Here is a 13,951-nt window from a genome sequence, read left to right as displayed (position 1 = left end):
GCATCTTCGCGCTAAAATATTTAGCGCGCCCCTGTTGACGCGCTAGTTTTAGCGCATTAGCGTGCCCTCCATCGCCACCGATGGAGGGCACGCTGGTGTCCGGGGATCTCTCCCAATCGCCCGACGCCGTGCGTCGGGCCCTGATCGCGCACGTCTCGGCCAAGCTCGCCCATCTGCTGCCGCAGAGCGCGGACCTCGGCGCCTGGCTCGCGGACGTCCCGACCGAGGACATCGTCAAGGCGCTGCGCCTCGACGCGATGCTGACGGCCGAAGCGCTCGCCGACGTCCTCGTCGGCGCGGAACCCCGCGGCGGGTTCGCGGGCCAAGTCGCGGTCGCGACCTCCATCGTCTACCCGGCGATGCCGGCGCCCGAGCGCCAGCGCGTCGCCGAGTTCGCGATCACCGTCCGGACCCTCGCCCGTGAGGGCGACGGCGAGGTGACCGCCGCCCGCCTCGAGGCGGCCGGGTTCAACGGCATCCGCGTCGCGAGCCTGATGCCCAAGGCCGAGCGCGTGATCGCGTTCCTCGCCGGCCTCGAGTCCTCCGACATCCCCGGACGGCGGCTCGCGCTCTACGGGGCGCGGATGAGCGCGCAGAGGGCCGCGGCGTGACCTTCGCCCGGTCTCCCATCCTGGCCCCCGACGCCGACCTCGCCGGGGTCGTCGTCACCCCGCTCGCGATCGACGCGGCCCACTACTGGGAGGCCGGGACCCGCGGCCGCGCCAGTCTCGACGAGGGCCGCACGGTCGCCGCGCGGGACTGGACCCACGAGCTGCAGGGCATCGCCCTCGACCGTCACCCGAGGGTGCGCGCCCTGGCGCAACGTCGCTGCGACCAGCTCGACGCCGCCCTCACCCGCCATCTCTCCGACGAGGTCGCCTGATGACCTGGCTCCCCACCCGATCGGGGGTCCCGATCTCGCTCGTCGAGCCGACCGCCGCCGAGGTCGACTTCGCGGAACTCGCCTGGTCGCTCGCCAACCTCAACCGGTTCGCCGGCCATCCCCAGACGACGGTGTCTGTCGGCCTTCACACCCTGATCGGCCTCAACATCGCGCCGCCGCCCCTCAAGGCGCACTGGCTCCTGCACGACGCGCACGAGAGCCGCACCGGCGACGTGACGAGCCCGGCCAAGGACTCGCTCGATCATCTGGCCCGCCTTCGGTTCGGGCCGGAGGTGGCCGAGCAGATCCGGACGGTGCGCCAGCAATTCGAGCAGATCCACGACGTCGCGATCCACGCGGCGGCCGGGCTCGACATGCCGACCGCCGCCCAGCGCGAGACGATCAAGCAGATCGACCTCATCGCGCTCGCCACCGAGAAACGGTGGTTTTGCGCGCCTTGCCCGCGGCCGTGGTTCATCGACGGCGCCGGGATCCAGTCGCTCGCGACCAAGCCGAAATGGATGCCGCCGGACCGGGTCGCCGACGCGCTGCTCCAAGCCTTCCTGCGCCACCTGCCGGCCCTCAAGGGCAAGTCCGGCCGGGCGGTCGCGTAACCCTCACGCTTCGCCCGGGAGGGCGCCATGTCCGAAGCATTGATCAAGCGCATCGACGTCGAGGTCGACACGACTGCGACCGTCTCCGTCAGCATCGCGGTCTTCACGAAAGACGAGATTGTCGACGAACTCGAGCGCCTCACCGCGATCACGTCAGCGGAGGCCGAGTATCTTCGAGACGGTCGGTCCATCGAGCACCTCTACGATCCCGACGATCTGGAGATCGACACATCGCCTCAGATTGACGCCGATGCCTGGGAGAACGCCGTCGACGCGCTGCGCCGCGGCGACCTCGCCGAGGCACTGATCCAGCTCGGCCGCGCCAACCCCGACCTTGCCGACCTTCCCTATCTCGCCGGTCGCGCCGGCCTGGCCGGAGCCTGACATGCTCTCCCTCACGATCGCCCGCTCCGCGCTCCTCGACGCGCTGTCCTCGACCGCCAAGGTGGTTGAGAAGCGGAACACGATCCCGATCCTCTCGAACGTGCTCCTGCACGCCGAGGGCGACACGCTCGCGGTGACGGGCACGGACCTCGACATCTACCTGACCACGCGAGTCCCGGCGACCGTGACGGCGGCGGGCTCGATCACCCTGCCGGCGGGCGCGCTGCACGACATCGCCCGCAAGCTGCCGGGCGACGCGGTCGTGACGATCGAGGACGGCGGCAACGGCCAGGTCAGCGTGCGGGCAGGGCGTTCACGGTTCACGCTCGGGAGCCTGCCGGCCTCGGACTTCCCCGCGGTGCTCGGCATGGCCGACAGCCATGCGGCCGAGATCGCGATCGCCGGCGGCCTGCTCGCCAAGCTCCTGTCGCGCACCGCCTTCGCGATCTCGAACGAGGAGACGCGCTACTACCTCAACGGCACGTTCTTCGTCGGCGTCGAGACGCCGGAGGGCCCGGCCCTGCGGGCGGTCGCGACCGACGGGCACCGGCTGGCCCGCGTCCAGACCAGCGCCGCCTCCGGCGTGCGGACCGACGTCCCGGGCGTGATCGTGCCGCGCAAGGCGTGCGGCGAGATCAGCCGGCTCGCGGAGGCTGCGGGCGAGGTGGACGTGCGCCTCGTGATCATGGCCGCGCGGATCCAGATGACGGTGGGCGACACGGTCCTCACCTCGAAGCTCATCGACGGGACGTTCCCCGATTATCAGCGCGTCATCCCGACCGGGAATGACCGGATCGCGCTCGCCCCCGTCGAGGCCTTGAGCGCCGCCGTTGCCCGCGTCGGGGTCATCGCCTCCGAGCGGGGCCGCGCCGTGAAGCTCGATCTCGACGGGCGGGGCGGCCTCACCGTCATCATGCGCAATCCCGAGGGCGGCGAGGCGGTCGAGACGCTCGACGTCGAACACGAGGGCGCGCCCTTCGGCATCGGCCTCAACGGCCGGTTCCTCGCGGACATCCTGGAGCAGGTCGGCGGCGACACGGCGAGGCTCGCCTTCGCCGATCCCGGCAGCCCGGTCCTGATCCGGCCGCGGCAGGGCGACGACGCCCTGTTCGTCCTGATGCCGATGCGGGTCGCCTGATCCGACTCCTCTCCCCTTCGATCCTCCCGCCCGACGCGAGGCGCCTCATGTCCGAGACACGCGACACTGACACGGTGATGTATGGCGGGCGGATCCTGCCGAAGGTCATCGCCGACGCCCTGCGGTTCTATGCGCGGGCAGAGCTCTACACCTCCGACGACCCCGACCACTGCCCGGTCCGAGTGGACGGGGGAGCCCTGGCGCGGGCGGCACTCGCCGCCACCTGCCCGAGCGCCGCGGCGGTAGCGGCTCCAGCCCCTGAGATCCAGGCCCAGCCCGCCGACCGCCACACCCCCGTGCCGGCGGTCTACACCAACCACGAAGGCCGGACGCAGCTCCGCCAGATCGTCCCGGTCGCCCTCGGGTTCGACAGCCGATGGCACCCGGGACAGTTCCACATCTACGGCCTCGACGCGGTCAAGGGAGCATACCGGGAGTTCGCCCTTTCCGGGTTCCGGGCGATCGGGCAGGGCGCGGTCGACGAGCGCACCGAACTCCTCGTCGCCATGGGGCGGAGCATGGATCTCCTCGCCCCGATCTGCGACTTCGTGCCGGCCGTCCAGGTCGCCTACGAGATCCTGGCGGATGCGGGGGCTGCGGCTCCGGGGGAGGCGGCGTCATGCTGAGCCTCGACCCCATCACCCTGCGCGAGCGCGTCGAGGAACTCGAGGAGGAGGTGCGCCAGCTCCGCGCGATGATGAGCCCGCGCCTGCACCTGCCGGCGACCTGGAACCTCACCCCGGCGATGCGGCGGATCCTCTCGACGCTCATGGCCCGGGCGCCGGGGATCGTCACGCACGATCACCTCCTCGAGGTGTGCATGAGCGATCAGCGCCGGAACGATCCGCCGTCGATCGAGACCCCCAAGGTGCAGATCTGCAAGATGCGCCCCAAGCTGGCGCAGCTCGTCCCCGGCGCCACGATCGAGACCGCCTGGGGCGAGGGATACTGGATCAGCCTGGAGAGCGCGGCCCTCATCCGTGAGGCGATCGCGCGGGATCTCGCCGGCCCTGTGGCGGAGGCGGCGTGATGCGCAAGCTCGAACTCAACCTCCACGACACCCACGCGGGCATCTGGCAGGACAACGCCAACGATCCGACCTTCCGCAAAGAGATCTTCCTCGGCCTTTTGAAGCATCTCGGTCGCAGCGGGTGGACCATCACCCTCGATGAGGAGGTGCGTAAGTGCTACCGCAGCCTAAGCCCCAGTCACCGCCGCGCCCGCAAGGGGAACCTGCTCGCGAGCCTCCGCATTTCCGGGCGCGTGGTCGAGGTCGAGATCTGGGCGGAGACTTGGCAGAAAGATAACTCGAACGGTCACCGCTACGACTTCGACAAGCTGAGCCGACTCGATTACCTCGACCGCCTTCGGGTCGATCTGACGTTCCGACGGATTGCCCGCTGGCTGTCCAGCCTCGCGGCCGTCAAGGTCAAGGATAAAAATTGCCGGCCCTCTCTCGTCGCCCCGACCGCCCTTGAGCGGATCGCTCAACGCTATGCGGAGTCCTGTCACACCAACAAGGCACTCGGCCGCCCGGTCTGCGATCAGCCCTGCAACAGCCGCTCCGCCGATGGCGGTACAGTCAGCCATGGCGCCACGGTGTGGTTCACCGACAGCAAGGGCCGGATAGGTCGCGGGGTCGCGTACTACAACATCAACAATATGTGGTGGATCGCGGTCGGCCGCGACACGCTCCGCAATCAGGCGTCGTTCGAGATTTACGTCTCGCCGCCGAGCGACCTCCGCGCGAAGCGCAATGAGCGAGAGCGGCGCAGGCGGCTCGAAGCCGAGATGTCATCCGCCGTCCGCGCGCATAACTTTCGTCGCGCGGAGACGATCCGGAATATCCTGTTCGGTGACCAGCCGCTGTTCCGGATCAGGTCGAGCAAGAACGACGCGTTCTATGGCTCGAACTATTCCGGCTACACCTCCGACACGGCGCGGGCCGGCCTCTACACGCGCACCGAGGCCGAGGATGAGGTGCGGCGCGTCCCGCACCTTCTGAGCGCCTTCGATCTCGCGGGGAAGCCGCTCGTCATCCCCACCGACCCCGACCCGGTCGTCTGATGACCACGCCTCACCCCGACCCCGCCCACGTCGAGATCCTCGCCCGGATCATCCACGACCAGACCTGGATGGAGAGGGCCGACTCCGACCGCTTCGACCGCATCCCGGATGTCTGGAAACGCCCGTACCGGGCGAGCGCGGTCAAGATCCTCACCCAGGTCGACACCCTCGCGGCGAAGGTCGCCGTGATTGCCGGAGAGAGAGCATGCCCCTGATGAACTTCGGCCATTGCTGGCGCGGCCGCACCGATTGCACCAGCTTCACGTCCGTCGAGCACGTGCCGCCGGGCACGACCGAGGATCAGTTCTACGATCTGGCCTTCACGCCCGAGTCGTTCGTCTGCTGCGGCTGTGTTGCCCCGGAGGCCCGCACCCTGCCGCAGGACGCCTACCGGGTCTGCTTCAAGAACGCCGCCTCCGACGAGATGACGGACAACGATGAGCAGGACATCGCCCACCTGGCGCACGTCCTCAACCACACGCTCGCGACGGTCGCGACGCGTCGGCTGCAGCAGCCGACGATCCTGGTCCCGCACGAGATGGGGATGACGGAGGTGCCGACGGCGCAGCATGCCGAGGCGACCAAGGCCCCATCATCCTCTCCCTCCCCCGTCCCGTCCTCGGCCCTGCCGCAGGCGGTGAGCCCGCACGCAAGTTAACTCAGTTCCAGAACTGACATTACGCGACAGCCTAAAAGTAAAAGCGATCCGATTAAGGGGAAAATATATGACCGATTACAACGCCTTGGCTGGCGGGATCCTCGCGCGCGCCATAGACAGAGATGCCCTGGCGCTTCCGGCGCTACATCCTGGCCTTAACGCCTTAGCCGCCGCCTGCCACGCCGCCAACGCCAAGTGGTGGCAGGACCCCGCAACCGGCCAACCCATCCCCCGCAACAAGGGCGAACTCCTCATGCTCGTCGTCTCGGAGATCGCCGAGGCGATGGAGGGCGAGCGCAAAGATCTGATGGACGACAAGCTCCCTCACCGCCGGATGGCGGAGGTGGAGCTCGCCGACGCGCTCATCCGGATCTTCGATTACGCCGGGGCCTTCGGCTACGACCTCGACGGGGCGGTGACGGAGAAGCTCGCGTACAACGCGACCCGGGCGGATCACACGCACGAGGCTCGGCTGCGGGCCGGCGGGAAGAAGTGGTGACGACCATGATCGTCACCCCCTATCCGGGCCGCACCGGCGAGCCCGTCGCCACGCACGAGGGCGTCCTCCTGCTGTTCGATCGGCGGGCGATGCCCCCACCGCTCAACTCGCCCGTCGAGGTCATGATCCTCAAGGCCCCGGGCCTGCGCTACCACAGCGACTATGCGGCGATGACCCCAGAGGAGCAGGAGCGGAACCCGCCGCGCTTCCCCTTCCTGTTCGTGCGGCCGGTGACCGACGACGATGCCCTCGTCGAGCATGACGGGTTCGAGTGCTCGGGGTCGATGTGCCGGACCAGCGCGAACCTCACGGCTGCATCGGATCATCTTCTCGCGACCCGATACGGCATCGGGCTCGGCTGGATCACGCCCGGCCGCACGCCGGTCCTCTCGGTCAGCAACGTCAACACCCGCTGGCCGGAGACGCCTCGCCCCCTCGTGCCGGGCAAGGCCTACCTCGCCGGCGCCGACGTGCGCCAGGGGTTGAGCCGGATCACCGGCGTCCCGGACCTCGACCAGCTCGACCCAGCCGTCGTCAACCGACTCACCCGGATCCGAGCTTGGCGGGAGCAGCAGAACCCGCCCCAGACCCGTCGCACCGTCGACACCCTCACCAGCCGGCGCGGACAGAGGAGCGCGTAGAGATGAAGCGCCGCCACGCCCCTGACGCCCGCGCCATACGGGCTCACAGCACCCGCCGCCAGGCGCAGCGGATGGCCGAGGCCCGCGCCCGGATCGAGGCGCACCGCGCCCTGGTCGCAGCCAGGACGGAGGACGTCCTCGACTGGATCTATCTCGGGGCCGGCATCGTCATCGCCGCTGTCTGTCTGGCGATCGCCGTACTGGTCGAACTCTCCCGATGACCTCCCGGCCGCGCTGCCGCCAGTGCGGTCACCCTCTCCAATCGTACCAGTGAGACCGCATCCCATGCGCGACATCATGATCGACCTCGAAACCCTCTCCACGCGACCGGATGCGATGATCGTAGCGATCGGGGCGGTGCAGTTCGGACCGGAGGGATTGGGGGATCTTTTCTACTGCGCCGTCACGCCGGATGGCGCGCTCGGGCACATCGACCCGAAGACGGTCGCATGGTGGATGGGACAGGGCGACGAGGCCCGCAGCGTCTTTCGGGATGACGGGCCGAACCGCGAACCCCTCGCCGTCGCCCTTCGGGACTTCCGGGCATGGCTGGACCGGAAGGGGAAAGACCTGCGGATCTGGGGCCACGGGTCGAGCTTTGATCTGCCGATCATCGAGTCGGCGTTCCGCGCCTGCGGCCATCCGATCCCGTGGTCGCATCGCGCCATCCGCGACACCCGCACGCTCTACGAACTCGCCGGCGTCAAGGTCGAGATGCCGGAGGGGGAGAAGCACCATGCCTTGTCGGATGCCAAGGCGCAGGCGCTGGCGGTGATCCGGGGCGTGCGGGCGCTCGCGGCGGATCACATTTGGTCGAGGTGCTTATGATGCCCTGGCCCTACGCCTTCCTCCTCGCGATGACGATCGTCTGTCGCTTCACGGTCCTCGCAGGCGGCGCCTACGTCGTCTTCGGCCTTGATCGCAGCATCTGGTGGTTCGCGGTCGCGATCGGCGCGACGTATCTGATCCCGGGCGAGTTCAATTTCTCGCGCAAGCCGCAGGGGAAGGCGTGATGGCCTGGAAGGACACCGGCAAGGCCGGCGTCCCCGTCCGCTACTTCGCCGTCACCTACACGCGCGCCGAGACGGAGGCGCACTTCGAGGCGATGCGCGAGCTGATCTGCCGCGGCGTGTTCGAGCGGGGCTTCGCTGTCGCACCCGGGCGACGGGAGGGCGAGACCTTCCTGTCGTTCATGATCGCCGAGAGCGAGGCGGATGCCTACGTCAAGCGGATCAAGGAGGCGAGGCCGTGACGAGCGCCGCCAGCCTCCGCCCCCACGAGATCATGGCCCTCGACTTCCTCGACCGGAACGGCCCCGACGCACCCGGCGAGGTCAACAGCGAGGAGGTGATGGCCGCGCACCTCCTGTTTCTCGACCTCAAGGACCGCGGTCTCGTCTCGACCACACCAGGGGATGACGGGCCCGTCTACGCGATCACTGCCGCCGGGAAGCAGGCTCTCGCGGTGGCGCGAGCGCACTGATCTCATCATTGATAACCCACGGCTTATCGTTGATTACCCAAAGGAGAGACACCGTGAACTGGCAGCCGATGAGCACAGCACCGCAGGACGGTAGGACATTCCTCGCCGGCTTGTGGGTCAATAAGAGCAGCGCGCGGGGAACGTGCGGTTACTGGGACGCGCATGTCATCCGGGCCGACGATGAGCACAAGGACACTGTTCACCCCGACTTTGAGAACGGATGGGAATGGGACGACTATAGCCACTGGTGCCCGATCGAGCCGCCGGCCGAGGGGCCGGACGCCTAACCACACTGATAAACGCAAGTTATCAGGTGTCAGCGCCCGGATGTGCAAGTCATCCGGGCAGTGGAAGCTAACGATCGGATCGGTTCTCTTGAGCCGGTCGTGGCGTGGAAATTCAGGGGGTTAGCATGAGCGAGGCGATCGAATGGAAGGTGCACCTGCCCGAGGTGGCGAAGATCCTGGCAAGCCATGGATACCATGTGGCAGCGCAGAGAGTTCGTGACGCACTGGCCGAAATGACCCGGCTGATGGCGGAGCGCGACGAGGCTGACCGCCGGGCCGGCGCGGCAGAGCGCGAGATGGCGAGCCTCAAAGAGGAGGCCCGCAAGCGCCGTTGGTGGCTTGACGACGCGAAGCGGTCGCGCGGCTATTCCATGAACACCTCGTTCGACGTGGTCTGGGCCGAGACGTGCGCCAAGGCGGACGAGGCCGATCGGCTGCGTGAGGCGCTACAAGCCATGCTCGACTTCCCCGGCGGGATGTATGCGCCCGCTCTGGAGGCTAAGGCCCGTGCCGCGCTCAACCCGGCCGAGGGAGCGGACGCATGATACGCGCCTACCTGCCCCTACGCTGGCGTATCGGGCTCGCTCGTCTGCTGATCCGCAAGGTGGACGACATCGTGCCGGACCTGACCGACGCCGAGCTGAAGGAGCTTCTGGCCGAACCGATCGAGGAGCGCATCGCATGGCGGATGACATGACCGTTCACCTCCACAGCCTCATCCAGGACATGCGCCGCTACCTGGACCTTGCCACCTTCGACGTCGTGGTGAACCTGCTGGGCGACAAACCCAGCTTCTCCGGACGCATCCGCATCCCGCAGAGCCGGGAGGACGAGGTCAGCCGCTTCCTGCTGCTGTTCGGCGTCGGCCCAGTCACGTGGGATAATCACCCCGTGAGCGGGTGGCGCGAGGTCACCTTCCCCGTGATCCCATACGCGGATCGGGGGCGCTGAGGGCGCCTTCTACTCAGGTCCCATAAGCGGCGATTACGCGACGAGGCATTCGACTATGGCGCTCAAGGTCTACGCGGTGCTGATGGTGCTCGGCCAGCCGGCAACATCCATCGGACCATGGCCGGGGGATGTGGAGGCGTGCCGGGCGCGCCTTCCGGAGTCGACGGCGAAGCTCGACGCCGCGTTCGCCGACCCGGCCACGCTCGCCAAGCTCCGATCCGGCTGGCCGGACGTCGAGCGGCACCAGGTCGAATGGGCCTGCGTCGAGAGCGAGCGGGCGCCGCGGATCAAGGATCCGGTGCGGCTGCGGTAGGGACAAAAGAAAGCGCCGGCCAGGATGTCCAGGCCGGCGTCTTGGGAGCCGCCCTCACTCGGCCCCGAAGAAGACTTCGGGGAAATGAGGGGCGTGCTCGGAGGTGCGCACGATCAAGAAGAGACCCAGAATGATGAGCTCCGCATCAATTGGGTCCAGGACGATATCCTGGGTCGCCTCCGCTTTCCGTGCGATCGCCAAAGCAAGAACGAGAGCCTTGCGAGCTTCGTCGAGCGTAAGAAACTTCATACGTATCTCCCGCGTTTCCAGAGGGCGGGAACTAAACGCGGCTTTTTCGATATTAACCGCATTAGCTCCCGTCTCGGGAGACACAGAGACATTCAGAAGCTTATCCGCCTCCTAGTACTTCTGCCCGGTTGGGCTGAGGCCGGTGTTAGCAGAAGCGTAGCCGTAATGCAACTCGGCTCAATCTTGTCAAAAATTGTTGCAGATAGGGCTTGCACTTCGTCGCGCGCATCCCCACCGCCGCGTTGAGCCCCCCTCGTCAAACCCGCGCCCCCTGATGTCTTCGACCCCTGAGACAGACCGCCTCCTCGCCCTCGCCCATAATCTCGGCATCGACGACGAGACGTTCGCGCGGGTGCTCGCCGAGGTCATGGCGAAGGCCGAGGCCGATCCCGACTGGGGCCGACCGCACGAGGTCATCGCCGAGATGCGCGCCCGGTTGCTCGCCCTGGCGACCGGGCCGGAGGGCGCCGCAGAGGCGCCTTGAGCGCCCGGAGCGCGCCGCTAGCCCTGTCGCCAGGGCGGCAGGTCGTGGCTCAAGGCGGCGCAGGCGAGAGCGATGTAGGGCGGCGCACCATTGACGCTCCAGATCGCGATCTGGTTCACGCCGCATCCGAGGCGGCGCGAACACTCGCGAGCCGACCAGCCTCGGGCTACCTTCATCGTGGCGACCCACGCCGCAAACTCTACTCCGGTCACAGCGCCGAGACCGCAGCCTCAAAGGCGTGATCAACGGCGCTCTTGGTGGCGTAGTCATCGGCATCCATCGCGGACACCGCCGCGAAGACGGTGTCGTTGATGTTCGCCAACGTCGCCTTGTCGTACTGGAAATCGGTGCTCTGCTCGGTGGCGCGGAACTGGGCGTCGAATTCGTTGCGAGTCATCTGCCATCTCCGTGTCGATGACCTTTTATGTCACTGATCAGTGACGCCGTCAACACGGATCGGTGACATTTTCCGTCGCGGGCGCAGGCGCCACCTTGAGCACCCGGTAGACGCTCGCCCGGCCGATCCCCAACTCGCGGGCGATCTCTGATGCGCCCTTCCCCTCCCCTATCAGCGCCCGCACAGCCTCCGGATCGACCGTGCGCGCCCGCTTGTAGACGCCGGCCGCCTTCGCCTTGGCAATCCCCTCGGCCTGGCGCTCGCGCCTGAGGTTAGTCTCGAACTCGGCGAACACGCCCAGCATGTCGAGGAAGGCCTTGCCGGCGGCCGTGCTTGTGTCGATAGGCTGCTCGGTCGCCATCAACCCGGCGCCTCTGGCGCGCAGCTCGCGCACGATGTCCTGGAGGTCGCCAATCGAGCGCGCCAGGCGGTCGACGCGGGTGACCACCAGCGTGTCGCCCTCGCGGATGAAGGCCAGCACCGTGCGCAGCTCGTCGCGGCCAAGGGTCGAGGACCCGCTCACCTTCTCGGACCGGACGATGTCGCAGCCGGCGGCTTTCAGCGCGGCGAGCTGCACGGTGAGGTCCTGGTCGAGGGTGGAGACGCGGGCGTAGCCGATCCGGGCCATGGAATGCCTCGTAGGGTCTAGACGATCCCTTGTAGCTGTCTCACGAGCCGTCCGACAACCCTGTGAGACAGGGCCCAGGCGTCTCACCGCAACCGTCTTACAGGGTGTACCCTGCGGACAGGGGGCGGGGCGTTCGGGGAAACGGATCCGGGGGTCGCGTTGGTGCCGTCTAATGACTTCATATGAAGTCACTTCACTTCACATAACGCCAAGTGGCGCTAAGCGCCTTGACGCCAAACCGCATCACGTCGCATCACGCCAAGGCGCGTCACGGCAATTAACTCGGCGTTGAGCGACGCCCCGTCACACTGCGCCACGTGACCGGAAGTGAGGTGACCCGACATGGCCGTAATTGCCGTCAGCAATCCCAAGGGCGGGACCGGCAAGAGCACGACCGCCCTCGTGCTCGCGACGACGCTCGCCCGCCACGGCGCGTCGGTGACGCTGTTCGACTGCGACCCGAACCGCAACCTCGTCGCCTGGAAGGACGGGCCGACCGCGAGCCCGGTCACCGTCATCGGGCACGCCGACTCGACCAACATCGGCCGGATGCTGAAAGGGGAGGGGGCCCGCAGCCAGTTCGTGATCGCCGACCTCGAGGGCACCGCCTCGCTCATGGTCGCCTCGGCGATCCTCGCGGCCGACCTGACGCTCATCCCCATGCAGGGCTCGGCGATGGACGCGACGCAGGCGCGGCGCGCGATCGACTACATCGAGGACCAGGCGGCGACCGTCGGCCCACGCGCCTACCGCGTCCTGTTCACCCGCACGAAGCCCGGCTTCGCCACCCGCGACGAGCGGGCGATCCGCGAGAAGCTGGCGGCGTCGGGCGTGCCGATGATGGCAAACGATCTCGCCGAGCGGGCCGCCTACCGCTCCATGTTCACCTACCGCCAGAGCCTCGACGAGCTCGACCCGCAGGCCGTCAACGGCCTCGACAAGGCCCGGGAGAACGCCGACGCGCTCGCCGGCGAGATCGTCGAGATCCTGCGCACCGCCAGAGAGCCCGCCCATGTCTAAGCCCACCCCCGCCGGCCTCGCGAACCTCGGCGACTTCAAGCCGGCCGCACCCGCGCCCGAGGAGATGCCCGCCGTGAGCCGCACGGCGGCCGCCGCCCACGGCTTCGTGGAGCGCGATCCCCCGAAGCCGATCAAGCGGCGCCGGGCATCCGATGAGCCGACGACGTCATTCACGACGCGGATCAACGTCTCCGACCAAGTCGACTTCATCGAATGGTGCGACCGCGAGCGCCTCCCCTACCGCGAGGGGTTCAAGCGGATGATGGACGCCGTCCGCAAGGGCATCGTCTGAGCCTGCCCACCCAATCCCGAATCCCTCACCAAGCGCCGGATCCTCACCAGGGTCCGGCGCTCTCGATTCCAGTGGTGGCGCCAGTCTCAGGCTAGAATCGATGCCCCGCGGCCGGCCGTCCTGCCGGTCCAGAGCCCGAATTCCCCCTCCGAAAACCCGTCGCGACGCTTCCGCGAGCCGCCGTCCTCGATTCTAGAGAAGAAAGAGAATCTTGAATCCCCGTGGAGGGAATCGGTTTGCACCCTGTCGGTCGACGCCGTTGAAGCCAGGCGGCCCATTCCCGCGACAGGACGCGCACGAGGTTCGTCTGGTGCTTCTGGCCCTTGCGGGGCCGCTCGGTGATGGTGACGAGCCCGTCGCTCTCGGCGAGGCGCAGGGCCATCTGCGCGTGGCGGTGGCACACGCCCGCCCGCGCCGCGATCTCGGCGACCGAGAGGCCGCACACGCCCCGCGCCGCGATCTCCTCGCCGACGATGAACAGGACGGCCCGCTGGCCTTCGGTGTAGCGGCGGGCGAGCGGCTCGGGGAGGGGGCTCGATCCGCCCAAGCCCCGGCGGCGCTCGCGGCTCTTGGCGCGGTCGGGCGAGCGCTGGCGGCGAGGCGCGAACTTCGTGATCCGGGCGGCGGTGGGCGCGATCGCGGCGGCGAGCGACAGGCCGGCCGGTGCGGGGGCCGCGGGGGCGGGGCCCTTGCGGCGCGCCTCGATCGCATCGTCGAGCTCGCCCGCGTCCCGGTCGCTGATCACCCCGGCGCCGTTGAGCGCGTAGAGCTGGTCGCGCAGGGCCGGCAGCATCGCGGGCAGCGCCCGGGCAATCGCCTCTTTCATCTCGGCATAGGTCATCGGTCGGCCTCGTGGTGAGGCCGCGGCAGATCGAGCCGGGTCACGCGTGAGCGCGCCCGGTTCCCGGACAAAGCGCCATCGTTTCCGGAACACGGGTTCCGGATTGACGAGACGGCAATTTCG

General features: G+C 68.2%; 29 protein-coding genes. 25 read left to right on the top strand and 4 right to left on the bottom strand.

The genetic code is table 11. From position 1 onward, the window contains the following. Positions 1 to 95: 95 nt before the first annotated feature. From MFF64_RS26745 to MFF64_RS26640, 22 genes are all read left to right on the top strand, one after another. Positions 96 to 611 (top strand): hypothetical protein, encoded by a 516-nt coding sequence (locus tag MFF64_RS26745; protein WP_133122976.1) that lies wholly within the window; start codon positions 96 to 98, stop codon positions 609 to 611. Continuing rightward, the gene (locus MFF64_RS26740; RefSeq protein ID WP_099899118.1) at positions 608 to 883 is read left to right on the top strand and encodes a hypothetical protein; all 276 of its coding nucleotides are present in this window, start codon (positions 608 to 610) and stop codon (positions 881 to 883) included. The genes MFF64_RS26745 and MFF64_RS26740 overlap by 4 nt, the downstream gene beginning before the upstream one ends. Then, complete coding sequence (locus MFF64_RS26735) at positions 883 to 1,497, top strand: hypothetical protein (protein ID WP_099899116.1); 615 nt, start codon at positions 883 to 885, stop codon at positions 1,495 to 1,497. The genes MFF64_RS26740 and MFF64_RS26735 overlap by 1 nt, the downstream gene beginning before the upstream one ends. A 39-nt stretch (positions 1,498 to 1,536) precedes the next feature. Beyond that, positions 1,537 to 1,881 carry a hypothetical protein gene (locus MFF64_RS26730; protein WP_133122974.1) on the top strand — a complete coding sequence of 115 codons (345 nt, stop codon included), beginning with the start codon at positions 1,537 to 1,539 and terminating at the stop codon, positions 1,879 to 1,881. A 1-nt stretch (position 1,882) separates the two neighbouring features. Next, positions 1,883 to 3,019 carry a DNA polymerase III subunit beta gene (dnaN, locus tag MFF64_RS26725; protein WP_238192827.1) on the top strand — a complete coding sequence of 379 codons (1,137 nt, stop codon included), beginning with the start codon at positions 1,883 to 1,885 and terminating at the stop codon, positions 3,017 to 3,019. 47 nt (positions 3,020 to 3,066) lie between these two features. Next, positions 3,067 to 3,645 (top strand): hypothetical protein, encoded by a 579-nt coding sequence (locus tag MFF64_RS26720; RefSeq protein ID WP_165795500.1) that lies wholly within the window; start codon positions 3,067 to 3,069, stop codon positions 3,643 to 3,645. Further along, positions 3,639 to 4,049, top strand: a complete 411-nt coding sequence (locus tag MFF64_RS26715; protein ID WP_165795499.1) for a helix-turn-helix domain-containing protein — start codon at positions 3,639 to 3,641, stop codon at positions 4,047 to 4,049. Before MFF64_RS26720 ends, MFF64_RS26715 begins: the two co-directional genes overlap by 7 nt. Continuing rightward, entirely contained in the window at positions 4,049 to 5,086 is a 1,038-nt protein-coding gene (locus MFF64_RS26710) for a hypothetical protein (protein WP_099899110.1), read from the top strand. Before MFF64_RS26715 ends, MFF64_RS26710 begins: the two co-directional genes overlap by 1 nt. Then, the gene (locus MFF64_RS26705; protein WP_099899108.1) at positions 5,086 to 5,301 is read left to right on the top strand and encodes a hypothetical protein; all 216 of its coding nucleotides are present in this window, start codon (positions 5,086 to 5,088) and stop codon (positions 5,299 to 5,301) included. Before MFF64_RS26710 ends, MFF64_RS26705 begins: the two co-directional genes overlap by 1 nt. Continuing rightward, on the top strand, positions 5,292 to 5,744 hold the full coding sequence (locus MFF64_RS26700) for a hypothetical protein (protein ID WP_238192826.1): 453 nt from the start codon (positions 5,292 to 5,294) through the stop codon (positions 5,742 to 5,744). Before MFF64_RS26705 ends, MFF64_RS26700 begins: the two co-directional genes overlap by 10 nt. A gap of 67 nt (positions 5,745 to 5,811) precedes the next feature. After that, positions 5,812 to 6,243 (top strand): nucleoside triphosphate pyrophosphohydrolase family protein, encoded by a 432-nt coding sequence (locus MFF64_RS26695; protein WP_238192825.1) that lies wholly within the window; start codon positions 5,812 to 5,814, stop codon positions 6,241 to 6,243. Continuing rightward, complete coding sequence (locus tag MFF64_RS26690; protein WP_133123608.1) at positions 6,240 to 6,884, top strand: hypothetical protein; 645 nt, start codon at positions 6,240 to 6,242, stop codon at positions 6,882 to 6,884. Before MFF64_RS26695 ends, MFF64_RS26690 begins: the two co-directional genes overlap by 4 nt. Before the next feature lie 2 nt (positions 6,885 to 6,886). After that, positions 6,887 to 7,105: a hypothetical protein gene (locus MFF64_RS26685; protein ID WP_099905138.1), complete on the top strand. Its 219-nt coding sequence runs from the start codon at positions 6,887 to 6,889 to the stop codon at positions 7,103 to 7,105. A gap of 64 nt (positions 7,106 to 7,169) precedes the next feature. Further along, positions 7,170 to 7,712, top strand: a complete 543-nt coding sequence (locus tag MFF64_RS26680) for a 3'-5' exonuclease (protein WP_099905140.1) — start codon at positions 7,170 to 7,172, stop codon at positions 7,710 to 7,712. Then, positions 7,709 to 7,897 carry a hypothetical protein gene (locus MFF64_RS26675; RefSeq protein WP_099905142.1) on the top strand — a complete coding sequence of 63 codons (189 nt, stop codon included), beginning with the start codon at positions 7,709 to 7,711 and terminating at the stop codon, positions 7,895 to 7,897. Before MFF64_RS26680 ends, MFF64_RS26675 begins: the two co-directional genes overlap by 4 nt. Continuing rightward, the gene (locus tag MFF64_RS26670) at positions 7,897 to 8,136 is read left to right on the top strand and encodes a hypothetical protein (RefSeq protein WP_099905144.1); all 240 of its coding nucleotides are present in this window, start codon (positions 7,897 to 7,899) and stop codon (positions 8,134 to 8,136) included. The genes MFF64_RS26675 and MFF64_RS26670 overlap by 1 nt, the downstream gene beginning before the upstream one ends. Then, positions 8,133 to 8,366 carry a hypothetical protein gene (locus tag MFF64_RS26665; RefSeq protein WP_099905145.1) on the top strand — a complete coding sequence of 78 codons (234 nt, stop codon included), beginning with the start codon at positions 8,133 to 8,135 and terminating at the stop codon, positions 8,364 to 8,366. The genes MFF64_RS26670 and MFF64_RS26665 overlap by 4 nt, the downstream gene beginning before the upstream one ends. Before the next feature lie 53 nt (positions 8,367 to 8,419). Next, complete coding sequence (locus tag MFF64_RS26660) at positions 8,420 to 8,653, top strand: hypothetical protein (protein ID WP_133123610.1); 234 nt, start codon at positions 8,420 to 8,422, stop codon at positions 8,651 to 8,653. A 125-nt stretch (positions 8,654 to 8,778) separates the two neighbouring features. Continuing rightward, entirely contained in the window at positions 8,779 to 9,198 is a 420-nt protein-coding gene (locus MFF64_RS26655; protein WP_133123611.1) for a hypothetical protein, read from the top strand. Continuing rightward, a complete protein-coding gene (locus MFF64_RS26650) occupies positions 9,195 to 9,350 on the top strand; it encodes a hypothetical protein (protein ID WP_165795793.1) in 156 nt (51 codons plus the stop codon). Before MFF64_RS26655 ends, MFF64_RS26650 begins: the two co-directional genes overlap by 4 nt. Further along, positions 9,335 to 9,604, top strand: a complete 270-nt coding sequence (locus MFF64_RS26645; RefSeq protein ID WP_099905151.1) for a hypothetical protein — start codon at positions 9,335 to 9,337, stop codon at positions 9,602 to 9,604. Before MFF64_RS26650 ends, MFF64_RS26645 begins: the two co-directional genes overlap by 16 nt. A 55-nt stretch (positions 9,605 to 9,659) precedes the next feature. Next, entirely contained in the window at positions 9,660 to 9,917 is a 258-nt protein-coding gene (locus MFF64_RS26640; protein WP_099905153.1) for a hypothetical protein, read from the top strand. 54 nt (positions 9,918 to 9,971) lie between these two features. On the opposite strand, the gene MFF64_RS26635 is transcribed toward MFF64_RS26640, so the two are convergent. After that, positions 9,972 to 10,166 carry a hypothetical protein gene (locus MFF64_RS26635; RefSeq protein WP_099905155.1) on the bottom strand — a complete coding sequence of 65 codons (195 nt, stop codon included), beginning with the start codon at positions 10,164 to 10,166 and terminating at the stop codon, positions 9,972 to 9,974. Between the two features lie 274 nt (positions 10,167 to 10,440). Between MFF64_RS26635 and MFF64_RS26630 the strand changes: the two genes are divergently transcribed. Then, positions 10,441 to 10,650, top strand: a complete 210-nt coding sequence (locus MFF64_RS26630; RefSeq protein WP_099905157.1) for a hypothetical protein — start codon at positions 10,441 to 10,443, stop codon at positions 10,648 to 10,650. A gap of 208 nt (positions 10,651 to 10,858) precedes the next feature. Here the strand turns inward: MFF64_RS26630 and MFF64_RS26625 are convergent, their stop codons facing one another. Further along, positions 10,859 to 11,047 (bottom strand): hypothetical protein, encoded by a 189-nt coding sequence (locus MFF64_RS26625; RefSeq protein ID WP_238192824.1) that lies wholly within the window; start codon positions 11,045 to 11,047, stop codon positions 10,859 to 10,861. Positions 11,048 to 11,096: 49 nt separating this feature from the next. Further along, positions 11,097 to 11,675 (bottom strand): recombinase family protein, encoded by a 579-nt coding sequence (locus tag MFF64_RS26620; protein ID WP_238192823.1) that lies wholly within the window; start codon positions 11,673 to 11,675, stop codon positions 11,097 to 11,099. 342 nt (positions 11,676 to 12,017) lie between these two features. Here MFF64_RS26620 and MFF64_RS26615 point away from each other — a divergent pair, with 342 nt between their 5' ends. Then, entirely contained in the window at positions 12,018 to 12,695 is a 678-nt protein-coding gene (locus MFF64_RS26615; RefSeq protein ID WP_238192822.1) for a nucleotide-binding protein, read from the top strand. Next, complete coding sequence (locus tag MFF64_RS26610) at positions 12,688 to 12,987, top strand: hypothetical protein (RefSeq protein WP_238192821.1); 300 nt, start codon at positions 12,688 to 12,690, stop codon at positions 12,985 to 12,987. Before MFF64_RS26615 ends, MFF64_RS26610 begins: the two co-directional genes overlap by 8 nt. A gap of 91 nt (positions 12,988 to 13,078) precedes the next feature. Here the strand turns inward: MFF64_RS26610 and MFF64_RS26605 are convergent, their stop codons facing one another. After that, positions 13,079 to 13,828 carry a hypothetical protein gene (locus tag MFF64_RS26605; RefSeq protein ID WP_238192820.1) on the bottom strand — a complete coding sequence of 250 codons (750 nt, stop codon included), beginning with the start codon at positions 13,826 to 13,828 and terminating at the stop codon, positions 13,079 to 13,081. Positions 13,829 to 13,951 lie beyond the last annotated feature (123 nt).

Origin of the sequence: Methylobacterium frigidaeris, from assembly GCF_022179185.1 — a bacterium.
Lineage (GTDB): Bacteria > Pseudomonadota > Alphaproteobacteria > Rhizobiales > Beijerinckiaceae > Methylobacterium > Methylobacterium frigidaeris.
The sequence above is the reverse complement of the archived record's forward strand: the minus strand, read 5'-3'. Positions and strand labels throughout refer to the sequence as shown.